General features: G+C 68.7%; 10 protein-coding genes, 1 tRNA gene and 1 pseudogene. 8 read left to right on the forward strand and 4 right to left on the reverse strand.

Features of this window, described 5'->3' with window-relative positions; translation table 11 throughout:
- The first annotated feature begins 63 nt into the window (after positions 1–63).
- Complete coding sequence (locus FVQ89_RS09545; protein WP_147901734.1) at positions 64–654, forward strand: hypothetical protein; 591 nt, start codon at positions 64–66, stop codon at positions 652–654.
- 194 nt (positions 655–848) lie between these two features.
- On the opposite strand, the pseudogene FVQ89_RS14600 reads toward FVQ89_RS09545, so the two are convergent.
- Positions 849–1,946: pseudogene (locus FVQ89_RS14600) on the reverse strand (acyltransferase); the annotation flags it as partial.
- A 15-nt stretch (positions 1,947–1,961) separates the two neighbouring features.
- Entirely contained in the window at positions 1,962–2,180 is a 219-nt protein-coding gene (locus FVQ89_RS09555; protein WP_147901736.1) for a hypothetical protein, read from the reverse strand.
- Positions 2,181–2,503: 323 nt separating this feature from the next.
- Between FVQ89_RS09555 and FVQ89_RS09560 the strand changes: the two genes are divergently transcribed.
- Positions 2,504–3,205, forward strand: a complete 702-nt coding sequence (locus tag FVQ89_RS09560; protein ID WP_187264988.1) for a M23 family metallopeptidase — start codon at positions 2,504–2,506, stop codon at positions 3,203–3,205.
- Between the two features lie 16 nt (positions 3,206–3,221).
- Positions 3,222–3,725, forward strand: coding sequence for a GNAT family N-acetyltransferase (locus FVQ89_RS09565; protein WP_147901738.1), 504 nt, complete (start codon positions 3,222–3,224; stop codon positions 3,723–3,725).
- Between the two features lie 3 nt (positions 3,726–3,728).
- On the opposite strand, the gene FVQ89_RS09570 is transcribed toward FVQ89_RS09565, so the two are convergent.
- The gene (locus FVQ89_RS09570) at positions 3,729–5,090 is read right to left on the reverse strand and encodes a zinc-dependent metalloprotease (RefSeq protein WP_147901739.1); all 1,362 of its coding nucleotides are present in this window, start codon (positions 5,088–5,090) and stop codon (positions 3,729–3,731) included.
- Between the two features lie 95 nt (positions 5,091–5,185).
- Between FVQ89_RS09570 and FVQ89_RS09575 the strand changes: the two genes are divergently transcribed.
- The 3 genes from FVQ89_RS09575 (at position 5,186) to FVQ89_RS09585 (ending at position 9,379) form a co-directional block, all read left to right on the forward strand.
- Complete coding sequence (locus FVQ89_RS09575) at positions 5,186–6,286, forward strand: PDZ domain-containing protein (protein ID WP_255513532.1); 1,101 nt, start codon at positions 5,186–5,188, stop codon at positions 6,284–6,286.
- Positions 6,287–6,380: 94 nt separating this feature from the next.
- Positions 6,381–9,257 carry a UPF0182 family protein gene (locus FVQ89_RS09580; protein ID WP_187264989.1) on the forward strand — a complete coding sequence of 959 codons (2,877 nt, stop codon included), beginning with the start codon at positions 6,381–6,383 and terminating at the stop codon, positions 9,255–9,257.
- 48 nt (positions 9,258–9,305) lie between these two features.
- Positions 9,306–9,379, forward strand: a tRNA-Met gene (locus FVQ89_RS09585).
- Positions 9,380–9,471: 92 nt separating this feature from the next.
- Here the strand turns inward: FVQ89_RS09585 and FVQ89_RS14450 are convergent.
- Positions 9,472–9,921 carry a hypothetical protein gene (locus FVQ89_RS14450; protein WP_187264990.1) on the reverse strand — a complete coding sequence of 150 codons (450 nt, stop codon included), beginning with the start codon at positions 9,919–9,921 and terminating at the stop codon, positions 9,472–9,474.
- 39 nt (positions 9,922–9,960) lie between these two features.
- On the opposite strand from FVQ89_RS14450, the gene FVQ89_RS09590 reads away from it, so the two are divergent.
- Together FVQ89_RS09590 and FVQ89_RS09595 are read left to right on the forward strand one after the other, a co-directional pair.
- Complete coding sequence (locus FVQ89_RS09590; protein ID WP_187264991.1) at positions 9,961–11,946, forward strand: heavy metal translocating P-type ATPase; 1,986 nt, start codon at positions 9,961–9,963, stop codon at positions 11,944–11,946.
- Complete coding sequence (locus tag FVQ89_RS09595; RefSeq protein WP_147901741.1) at positions 11,936–12,235, forward strand: metal-sensitive transcriptional regulator; 300 nt, start codon at positions 11,936–11,938, stop codon at positions 12,233–12,235. Before FVQ89_RS09590 ends, FVQ89_RS09595 begins: the two co-directional genes overlap by 11 nt.
- The last annotated feature ends 2 nt before the right edge of the window (positions 12,236–12,237 follow it).

Genomic DNA, 12,237 nt, shown 5'->3' on the forward strand with positions numbered 1-12,237 from the left:
CGTGTCAGCCTCGTCACAGCACTCACCCAGCACCCCCACTTAGCTTTTGTTGTGGAGGCAGACATGGGTTTTCTCGATCGCTTGTTCGGCGCCGGAGACTCGCCCGAGCGGGCGACCGCGGCATCGTCGGCGTCGGCGCGCACGGATGACGAGCGGGCTCTCGAGAGGTACCGCTATCTGCTCCGCACCGCGCCTCCCGAGACGATCGAACAGGTACACGCGGACGCCTTCGCGCGGCTCACCGACAGCCAGCGCGCCCTCATCTACGAAGAGCTGAGCCGAGGGGCTGGCACGGGCGAGCGCCCATTGTCGAGCGAGCCCGCGACGCTCGCCCGGGCGGCGACCCGCGCCGAGATGCGCACCCCGGGTGCTCTGGAGCGCTCACTCTCGGGCAGCTCGGCGGGCCTCACCCCGGGGGCGCCGTCGTTCGGTTCGATGCTCGCGAGTTCGCTTCTGGGCACGGTCGCGGGCTATGTGATCGGATCTGCGCTCGTGAGCGCCTTCCTGCCGTGGGACGCCGGATACGATCAGGCGGCGTCGGGCGACGACGCGGCCGCCGACGCATCCACCGCCGACGCATCCGCCGACTTCGGTTCGGCCGACTTCGGTTCTGCCGACTTCGGTTCTGCTGACTTCGGCGACTTCGGCTTCTGACCCGCGCGGAGCGCGATAACGGCGACCGCGTAGCCCAGAGCCGCCGCGACGGCCGACCAGAGCGTCAGACCGCGAACGGTGATGACGACGATGGGTGCGATAGTGGTGACCCCCGCGATCGCGAGCGTCGCGAACGACGCCGGCCGCGCGACCGGTACGGGGCGTTCGAGCCGCGCGACGCCGAGTGAGATCAGGAAGACGACCCCGAGCACCGCGAGGTAGACGAGGGGGCGGGTGAGCCACCATTCGGAGGACCCCGCGACCGGCGTCAGGGCCGGTACGAGCAGCCCGGCGCCCGCGATCGCGACGATCACCGGCAGATGCCAGAGGTACAGCGTGATGAGCCGGGAGCCGAGAGCGTAGACGGCGCCCCGCACCGGACGCGCGCGCATGAGCGCGCTGAGCGGACGCTTCAGCAGCTGGAGCAGCGCCGCCTGGCCGACACCGAGGGCGATGAGCGGAACGGTCGGAGGGTTGAGATTCGTGAGCATGTCGAGTGAGTACGGACCCCACGCGGTGAGCGGCACCAGCACCGCCCAGGAGCCGGCCGCCAGAAGCACGAGCTGCCAGGGCCTCCGTCGGGCGAACGCGCCGTCGGCGTAGTGGAACCCGATGAGCTGCACAAGCGGCCACACGAACAGCAGGTTGAGATAGCCGAGCACGCTCATCCCGGAGGTGTCTTCGGGGACACCGGGAAGGCTGAACTGCAGCACATCGACCGCCGTGGAGGCGACGAGCAGCGACCCGGCCGTGACCCACGGCGCGATCTCGTGCGCGCGCAGCAGAAGAGGCGCGGCGAGCTGGCAGATGAGGTACGCCCCGAGGAACCAGAGAGGGCTCCCGACCCCGATCGCGACTGCGCCGACGAGAGCCGGATCCACGCCCACGACCGCCGCCACTCCCAGCGCGACCGCCAGGAAGGCCAGCAGCGGCAGCGCCGGACGCGCGAGCCGGTCGAGGCGTCCGTGAGCGAAGGTGCGCGCCGCGAGATCGGCATCCGGAATCCGCCGACGGGCGCTGCGAAGCGCGGTCGCCGTCGCGAACCCGCCCACGACGAAGAACAGGGGCATGACCTGCCCGAACCAGGTGGCCAGCCAGAACCACGGCTGCTCCTCGAGCGGCCGACGGATCTCAATCCCGCCATCCGGGGTCGCGCCGACCCCCACGAACATCAGGTGAACCGCCACGACCAGCAGCACGCAGAAGACCCTGGCGAGATCGAGAGTGAGATCCCGACCCGCGAGCGCGGCATCGCGCTCGGGTGAACTGGCGCCCGCGGTCGTCACGAGCACACTGTATCGGCGGGGTCAGGCGTCGACGAGGATCCGCACGGCCGTGTCCAGGTCGCGCGACTGCCCCACCTCCACCGAGGTGTTGAATACGGCTCCCCGGAGACTCACGAAGACCATCCCGGTCTCCATCACGTACCCCAGAACGTGCTCGTCGGTGCGGACCCGATGAATGTCGTCGAGCACTCGTTCCACGTCGACCTCGGCCACCCTCGCCGATCCGATCGTGACATGCATGATTCGACCGTCCCTTCTCGATGCGCCCTCAAATCGGGGGACAACATCAATTACACGCCCGTGTGTATGGGACGGCAAGGGCTGGGGGGAGGGAGTTGTCCGAGAGTTTCCGCAGACGTTCCTCCGAGACGGTGATCCGTACCCCTGAGGCGGCCCGATACCCAGGGTTCTGCCAGGAAGACCAGTCAACGTTGACGATGCCCGGGTGGCCCGGCGTGTCTTCACCGCCGCGGCTCTCCGCCCACCACGGCCTCCATCAGATCCAACGGCGCGCTTCCGCGCAGAGGACGCCTGCGTCCCGACGAACCGAAAAGACCCGACCCGTGCCCCACTCGTCCTCGCCCGCTTCGGCGCATGCGCACTCCCACGTGCGCCTGCACGGCTTCCGAGCCGTCAGCCGCCGTTCCCTCGCCATTTCGACCCTCACGCTCAGCACCCTCCTCGTGGTGGTTCACGACCTGCCCGCCTCCGCGACCACGCTTCCGGAGCCGGAGGTCGAGATCGCCGGACAGGAGCTCGTGCTCACGCGCGCGACCGTCGAGTCGAAGCTCAGCGCTCCGGTCACCGAGGACCGCGACGAATTCGAGCTCATCAGCTACACGCCCGTGCAGTGGCCGATCGATCCGTCGTCGACGATGACCGCGGGATTCGGCTACCGCACCGCTCCCTGCGCGGGGTGCTCCACGAATCACTCCGGCGTCGACTGGACTCCCGGCTACGGCACCCCCGTCGAGGCGATCGCCGACGGCGTCGTGGTCGCCCGCCCCATGTCCGACTGGGGCACCTACGTGGTCATCGAGCACGAGATCGACGGTCAGACCGTGCTGAGCGGATACGCGCACCTCGTCGCGGGATCCGCCCTCGCCGTCGGCACCCGCGTCTCGCGGGGTGACGTCATCGGTCTCGTCGGCAACACGGGACCCACCTCGGGCACGCACCTGCACTTCAGCATCCTCGTCGGCGACACCTTCGTCGACCCGATCGCCTGGATGACCACGAACGTCACGGAGGCATGGGGCGAGTAGCCGTTAGCCTCGACCCGTGACCGACGTCGACATCCGCCCGCTGCGATCCGACGACCTCCCGGCGATCGTCGCGATCAACGACGGCGCCTACCCGGCCGTGCCGATCACCCCGCTCGACGAGCTCGGCGCCCTGGTCGCCCATGCCGAGCTCGCCCTCGTGGTGGAGCGCGCCGGGGCGACCGTCGGATTCCTCGTCGCGATCGCGCCCGGCCGCGACTACGCGAGCGAGAACTACCGCTTCTTCAGCGAACGCTCGAACGACTTCCTCTACGTGGACCGCATCGTCCTCGCGCCGGATGCGCGGGGAGCCGGCGCGGGTCGCGCGCTCTATGGGCGCGTGTTCGACGCCGCCCGCGCTCGTGGCGCGAGCGAGGTGGTGTGCGAGGTGAACGTCGAGCCGCCGAATCCCGAGTCGCTCGCGTTCCATGCCGCGCTCGGGTTCCGCGAGGTGGGCAGACAGGAGACCAAGGGCGGCTCCGTGATCGTCGCGTTGCTCGCGGCGCCCGTAGAAGGCGCCTGAGCCTCACGCCTCCTGGGGGCGCTCGCCGGTGGAGTCGTCGAGCAGGTCCTGCAACGCCCGGTCGACGTCATCCTGTTCGGGTTCGTCGCCCGTGAGCCGTGCGATGAGCAGCGTCGGGTCGTCGATGTCGGCGTCGACGGGAACGATGTCCGGGTGCGCCCAGAGCGCGTCGCGTGCCTCGGCGCCGACGGCATCCGAGACGGCGCGCCACATCGCTGCGGCCTCGCGCAGGCGGCGGGGCCGCAGCTCCAACCCCACGAGGCTCGCGAACGCCGACTCGGCGGGGCCCCCCGCAGCGCGGCGCCGACGCACCGACTCCGCGATCGCGTCGGACTTCGGCAGACGTTTCGTGGCCTCCGCCGTCACGACGTCGACCCAGCCCTCGACGAGCGCGAGCATGGTCTCGAGTCGCGCCAGGGCCACCCGCTGCTCGTCGCTCTTCGGCGGGATGAGCTTTCCGCTCGTCAGCGCGTCGCGCAGAGCCTCGGGGTTCTGCGGGTCGAAGTCGGCCGCGAGCTCCTCGAGCGGGGCCGTGTCGATCCGGATGCCGCGGGCGTAGTCCGTGATCTGGGAGAGCAGGTGCAGACGCAGCCACCGCGCGTGGCGGAAGAGCCGCGCGTGGGCGAGTTCGCGCACCGCGAGGTAGAGCCGCACCTCCTCGACGGGGATCTCGAGGCCCCGCGCGAAGTCCTCCACGTTCTGGGGCACGAGAGCGGCCTGCCGCTGTTCGCCGTCGAGCAGGGGGATTCCCACGTCTCCGCCCGAGACGACTTCCTGAGCCAGCTGTCCGACCACCTGACCGAGCTGCATCGCGAAGAGCGTGCCGCCGACGTTCCGCATGAGGCGGCCCGCATCCGGGATCATCGACGACAGCTCCTCCGGAGCCTGCTCCTCCAGCACGCCGGTGAGCGCGGATGCGATCGAATCGGCCACCGGCTCGGCGAGTTGCGTCCACACGGGCATCGTCGCCTCCGCCCACCCGGCGCGGGTGAGCAGCACGGGTTCGGCGGTGAGCGCCGCGATGCCCGTCGACTCCTCCAGCCACAGCGCCGCGACGTGCAGCGCCTGCTCGAGTGCCGAGACCTCGCCCGGCGTCGCGGGAACGGCAGAGCGCGCGGCGAGTGCCGATGCCTGCTCGCGCGCGAGACCCCAGTCGATCTCGTCACCCGAGTTCTGCAGCGCCTGCTGCAACTGCCCGATGAGTCGCTGCACGAGTTCGGGATCCGAGGGAAGACCGGCGGCGCTCGCCAACTGCGACGGGTCGAGGTCGGAATTGCCCGCGAGGAACTCGCGCAGCATGTCGCGGAACTCCTCCGCGGGATCGTCGGAGGAGCCGTCCCGGGGCTCGAGCGGGTCGTCAGCCATGGAATCAACGCTAGCCCTCGCTGACAGGGAAGACCCGGGGGTTGGCCCTATGCTGGGCCGGTCCGTCTGCGCCCGCAGCGAACACGGAGGGGTATGTGAGCGAGTCCGTCACCGCATCATCGGATCCGCACGCGCGCCGCCGCATCACCCTTCAGGCGATCGGTGTCGCGCTGATCGTCGTGGTGTCCCTCATCGGCATCATGCCCTCGCCGTTCGTCATCGAGCGTCCTGGGCCCGTCTACGACACCCTCGGCACGACGACGGTCGACGGCGACGACGTGCCGGTGATCGAGATCACGGGAACCGAGACGTTCCCGACCAAGGGGCGGCTCGACCTGCTCACGGTGTACCTCGACGGTACGCGCGAGAGCCCGATCGACTGGTTCTCGGTCGCCAGCGCGTGGTTTGATTCGAACCAGGCGATCATCCCCGTCGATCAGGTGTTCCCCGCTGGTCAGACCGACGAGGAGGCCGATCAAGAGAGCGCGATCGACATGCAGGTGTCGCAGCAGGAGGCGGTCGCCGCCGCCCTCTCGCAGCTCGACATCCCCTTCACCGCGAAGGTCGCTGTCGGTGCCGTGACCACCGATGGCCCGTCCGACGGAGTGCTGCTGGAGGGCGATATCGTCCTGGAGATCGGGGGAGCGTCGATCGCCACCGAGGACGAGCTGCGCGAAGCGATCGCGGCGTCGACGGTGGGCGAGCCTCTCGCGATCGTGGTCGACCGCGACGGCTCCGAGCGCGACCTCGAGGTGACACCGCAGGCGAGGTCCGCGGAGGATGCCGGCCCTGTGCTCGGCATCTACCCGATCACGGCCTATACCTTCCCGTTCCAGGTCGACATCGGTCTGCAGGATGTGGGCGGCCCGAGCGCGGGCACGATGTTCGCGCTGGCCATCTACGACAAGCTGACCCCGGGGCCCCTTGTGGGCGGCGAGCACGTCGCGGGTACCGGCACGATCTCCGCCGACGGCACGGTCGGCCCGATCGGCGGCATCCGACAGAAGATGATCGGGGCGCGGGATGCGGGTGCCGACTGGTTCCTCGCGCCCTCGGCCAACTGCGACGAGGTCGTCGGGCACGTCCCGAATGGGCTCACGGTCTTCGCCGTCGACACCTTCGACGACGCGGTCGATCTCGTCACCGCGATCGGTGACGGCGGTTCGACGTCCGCGTTCGCCAGCTGCGAAGGCTGACCCGCTCCCAGAGCCCGTCCAGCCGTAGGCGTCTAGGATCGACCCTGAGCCGCCGGGGTCCGCAATCGCCCCGCTGACCGCAGGAGTGCCACCCGTGACATCCGCCAGCAGCCCCGAAACCCGCCCCCGTGGACGCAGCACCGTCGCGATCGTCATCGCGATCCTCGCCGTGTTCGTGGTCGGTTTCCTCGTGTTCGCGAACCTCTACACCGACGTCCTCTGGTTCGACCAGCTGGGCTATCTGCCGGTGCTCACCACGCAGTGGGCCGCGACGGGAGTCCTGTTCCTTGTGGGGTTCGCGACCACCGCACTCGTCATCTGGGCGAGTATCTACATCGCGTTCCGGTCACGCCCGCTCTACCAGAAGCTCAACTCGCAGCTCGACCGCTACCAGCAGGTGATCGAGCCATTGCGTCGGCTCGCGATGATCGGCATCCCGGTGCTGCTCGGCCTCTTCGTCGGAGTCTCGACGGGCGCGCGGTGGTCGACCACCGTCCAGTTCCTCAACCGCACCTCGTTCGGCCAGACCGATCCGCAGTTCGGGCTCGACGTGTCGTTCTTCGTCTACGAGCTGCCGTTCTATCGCGGTCTCGTCGCCTACGCGTCGGCGATCGTGCTCATCGCGGGGCTCGCCGCACTTGCGACGCACTACCTCTACGGCGGGATCCGCATCAACGGCCGCGAGGTGCGCGTCACGCGCCCCGCGCGTATCCAGCTGGCGATCACGGGTGCGGTCTACGTCGCCCTGCAGGCGATCAGCATCTGGCTCGATCAGTACGCGACGCTCACCGATGACAGCGGGATCGTCACAGGTGCTCTCTACACGGACGTGAACGCGGGCATCCCGGGCCGCGCGATCCTCGCTGGCATCGCGGCGTTCGTCGCGGTGCTGTTCATCGTCACGGCGGTCATCGGCCGCTGGCGCCTGCCGCTCATCGGCACGGGGCTGCTCATCGTCTCGAGCATCATCATCGGAAGCGTCTACCCGGCGATCGTCCAGCGCTTCACCGTCGAACCGAACGCGCGCACCGCCGAGTCGGAGTACATCCAGAACTCGATCGAGGCGACCCGAACCGCATACGGTCTCGACGACGTAGAGGTCGTCCCGTACGACGCGACGACGACCGCATCCGCGGGTGCGCTCCGTGCGGATGCCGCGACGACGGCGAACATCCGCATCCTCGACCCGGCCCTCGTGAGCCCGACGTTCGCGCAGCTCGAGCGCGTGAAGCAGTACTACCAGTTCGCGACGCACCTCGACGTCGATCGGTACGAGATCGACGGCCGTTCCCAGGACACGGTGATCGCCGTCCGCGAGCTCAACCAGTCCGGCCAGAGCAACAACAGCTGGTACAACAACACGCTCGTGTTCACCCACGGATTCGGTGTGGTGGCCGCGTACGGCAACAAGCGCACGGTCGACGGCCAGCCGGAGTTCCTCGAGTCGGGCATCCCGTCGGCGGGCGAGCTCGGCGAATTCGAGCCGCGCGTGTACTTCGGCGAGTCATCGCCCTCCTACTCGATCGTCGGCGGCCCCGAGGGTTCCTCCCCGATCGAGCTCGACTACCCGTCGGGCGGCGAGGACAGCGACGCGAACGCGAAGACGACCTTCACGGGCGACGGCGGACCGCTGCTCGACAACATCGTCAAGAAGATCGCGTATGCGATCAAGTTCCAGTCGGCTGACCTGCTGCTCTCGGACGCGGTCACGCCGGAGTCGCAGATCCTGTACGACCGCGACCCGCTCGACCGCGTGAAGACGGTGGCGCCCTACCTGACGCTCGATTCCGACACCTATCCGGCAGTCGTCGACGGCAAGGTTCTGTGGATCGTCGACGGCTACACGACGACCGCCGACTACCCGTACTCGAGCATCCAGCAGTTGTCGTCGACCATCGCCGACACGTACACGCCGGCGCCCGCGTACCCGGTCGACGACGTGAACTACATCCGCAACTCGGTGAAGGCGACGGTCGACGCGTACAGCGGCGAGGTCACCCTCTACGCCTGGGACACGGAGGACCCGATCCTGCAGACGTGGCAGAAGGTGTTCCCGACCTCGCTCGTTCCGATGTCCGAGATGAGCGACGACCTGATCTCGCACGTGCGTTACCCCGCGGACCTCTTCAAGGTGCAGCGGGCGATCATGCAGACCTACCACGTGGACGACGCGGGCACCTTCTATTCGGGTGATGACGCGTGGGCCACCCCCGCCGACCCCACCCAGTCGGACGATGTGCTGCAGCCGCCCTACTACCTGACGATGCAGGTGCCGGGCACGGATACGCCCGCGTTCACGCTGTACTCCACGTACATCCCGCAGCGTGCGGGCTCCGACAGTCAGAGCGTGCTCACCGGGTACCTGGCGGTGAACGCCGATCCGGGGGAGGACTACGGCAAGTTGACGCTGCTGACGCTTCCGAAGCAGGACACCGTGCCGGGGCCGGGCCAGGTGCAGAACTCGTTCAGCACCGACACGGAGGTGGCCAACCAGATCGCGCTCCTCGAACGCGGTGCGACCTCGGTCAAGCGAGGAAACCTGCTGACACTTCCCGTGGGTGGCGGTCTGCTCTACGTGCAGCCTGTGTACGTGCAGTCCACGGGTGAGACGAGCTACCCGTTGCTGCGTAAGGTGCTGGTGGCATTCGGCGATCAGGTCGCCTTCGAAGACACCCTCGACCAGGCCCTCGATGTGCTGTTCGGTGGCGACTCCGGCGCGAATGCGGGCGACGGCGACGCCGAGAATCCGGATACGGGTGGCGACGGCGGCGACGGCGGCGACGGTACGACCGACCCGGGCACGGGCGGCGGAACGATCGACACGAGCGAGCTTCAGCAGGCGCTTCAGGACTACCAGGACGCCCTCGAGGACCGCGAGGCGGCGTACGCCGATAACGACCTCGTCGCGGCCGCGGAGGCCGACCAGCGCATGCAGGACGCCATCGAGCGCGCGATCGAGCTCGCCGACTGACGCCCGCGCGACTGCCCACCCGATCCGTGCTAGGCTCATTCCTTGTGCCGCGGGGTGGAGCAGTTCGGTAGCTCGCTGGGCTCATAACCCAGAGGTCGCAGGTTCAAATCCTGTCCCCGCAACTGAAGAAACACGAAAAGAACCCCGGGCCCGCAAGGGTCCGGGGTTCTTTTGTCGTTCCGGGAATCGCGGAAGCCGGTCTCCCGTTGTGCACTTAATACCCCATGGGGGTATAGTGCATACCGCAACCCCCTATGGGTATGGAGGAACGATGGCGCACGACCACGACCACACATCTCACGCGTCGCTCGAGGCGTCCGACGACGAACTCGCGGTCTGTCCGGTGATGCCGGGCAATGTCGTGGTGAAGAGCGAAGCCGAAGCTGCAGGCCTCTTCCGTGATGTCGACGGCCAGCGATATTGGCTGTGCTGCGAGAGTTGCGGACCCCGATTCGATGAGGATCCCCAGCGATTCGTCGCTGCGGCGGCCACGCTTCCCACGCCCCGCGAGGTGCTCGAACGGCGGGAGTCGTCCCATCACCACTCCCACGAGCCGCACGAGCACGCGTCGCATGGCCACGGTGATGCGCATGCGCACGACCACGAGCACGACTCTCACGAAGGTCACGGTGGCCACGAAGGTCACGAAGGTCACGGCGGTCACGGCGACCACGTCGGCCAGTTCCGGCGGTTGTTCTGGATCATGCTGGCGTTCGCAGCACCCGTCGTCGCGTTCTCGGGCATGTTCGCGATGTTGATCGGCTACGAGCTGCCTGACGTCGCGGTCATCGCGTGGATCTCCCCGGTCCTGGGAACGGTCATGTACTTCTGGGGCGGCTGGCCCTTCCTCACCGGAGCGGTCTCCGAGCTGCGCAGCCGCGCGCCCGGCATGATGCTGCTGATCGGCTTGGCGATCACGGTGGCCTACCTCGCCTCGCTCGGCGCGAGTCTCGGGCTGCTCGATCATCGACTCGATTTCTGGTGGGAGCTCGCGCTCCTGATCGTCATCATGCTGCTCGGCCATTGGATCGAGATGCGCTCGCTCGCTCAGACGACCTCCGCGCTCGACTCGCTCGCCGCACTGCTGCCCGACGAGGCCGAGGTGGTGGATGGTGAGTCGACCCGCACGGTCGCCCCCGCCGAGCTCGTCGTCGGCGATGTCGTGGTGGTGCGGCCCGGCGGCCGGGTCCCCGCCGACGGTCGTGTCGTCTCCGGTTCGGCGAGCATGGACGAGTCGATGATCACCGGCGAGTCCACGACCGTCAGCCGCGGCGAAGGCGCGACGGTGGTCGCCGGGACGATCGCGACCGATTCGTCGATCCGCGTCGAGGTCACGGCGGTCGGCGACGACACGACCCTCGCCGGAATCCGGAAGCTCGTCGCCGAGGCCCAAGGCTCGACGTCGCGCGCCCAGCGCATCGCCGACCGTGCGGCAGCGTGGCTGTTCTGGTTCGCGCTGGGAGCCGGTGTGATCACGGCGATTGTGTGGACCGCAATGGGTCGTCCCGACGACGCCATCATCCGCACCATCACGGTTCTCGTGATCGCGTGTCCCCATGCGCTCGGTCTCGCGATCCCGCTCGTCGTGTCGATCGCGACGGAACGTGCAGCCCGGGGTGGCGTGCTCGTGAAGGACCGCCTGGCGCTCGAGAGCATGCGGACGGTCGACACGATCCTGTTCGACAAGACCGGCACGCTCACCAAGGGTGAGCCCACCGTGACCGCGGTGGAGGCCGCCGGCGGCCGTTCCGAGGATGAGGTGCTAGCTCTGGCGGCGAGCGCCGAGTCCGATTCGGAGCATCCGCTGGCTCGCGCCATCGTGCGGGCGGCGGCGGAGCGCGACCTCGCCGTCCCCACCGCACGTGACATCAGCTCGTCGCCTGCGGTCGGCGTGGCCGCGACCGTCGACGGCACCACCGTCCGCGTCGGCGGTCCGCGCCTCCTGGAGGAGGAGCGCGCCACCGAGCTGCCGGTCGTCGAGGATTGGCGTCGGGATGGCGCGATCATCCTCCACGTGCTGGCCGGGGGAGTCGTCGTCGGCGCCCTCCGGCTGGAGGACGCGATCCGGCAGGAGTCGCGCGAGGCCATCGAAGCTCTGCATGCCCTCGGCCGCCAGGTCGTCATGATCACCGGTGACGCCGAGGCAGTGGCCATGTCTGTCGCCGAGCAGCTCGGGATCGACCGCGTGTTCGCGGGTGTGCGTCCCGAGGAGAAGGCCGCGAAGGTCCGAGAGCTGCAGGCCGAGGGGCGCTCCGTGGCGATGGTCGGTGACGGCGTGAACGACGCGCCGGCGCTCGCACAGGCGGATGTCGGAATCGCGATCGGGGCCGGGACCGACGTGGCGATCGCGTCGGCCGGTGTCATCCTGGCCGGCTCGGACCCGAGATCGGTGCTCTCGGTCATCCAGCTGTCGCAGGCCTCGTACCGGAAGATGAAGCAGAATCTGTGGTGGGCAGCCGGATACAACCTGCTGTCCGTGCCATTGGCGGCGGGAGTGCTCGCCCCGATCGGTTTCGTTCTGCCGATGTCGGTGGGAGCCCTCCTGATGTCGGCCTCGACGATCGTGGTCGCGCTGAACGCGCAGCTCCTTCGTCGCCTCGATCTGCGGCCGGATTCGAGTGTGCGCGAGATCATCGGGCGAGCACGCCCTCAGCACGAGCAAGAGCAGGAGAACGACCATGTCCACTGAACACGCGCACCACGGCTATATCAGCGACAAGGACAAATACCTCGCCCGCCTCAAGCGGATCGAGGGGCAGGCTCGCGGCATCTACCGCATGGTCGACGAGGAGCAGTACTGCATCGACATCCTGACGCAGATCTCGGCCCTGACGAGCGCCCTGCAGGGCGTCGCAGTCGGGCTGGTCGACGACCACCTCAAGCACTGCGTCGCCGACGCGGTCCGGGAGGGCGGCGAGGTCTCCACCGCGAAGCTGGACGAGGCGAGCAAGGCGATCTCGCGCCTCGTCCGCTCCTAGGC

The sequence above is a fragment of the Homoserinibacter sp. GY 40078 genome (assembly GCF_008017545.1).
GTDB lineage: Bacteria > Actinomycetota > Actinomycetes > Actinomycetales > Microbacteriaceae > Homoserinibacter.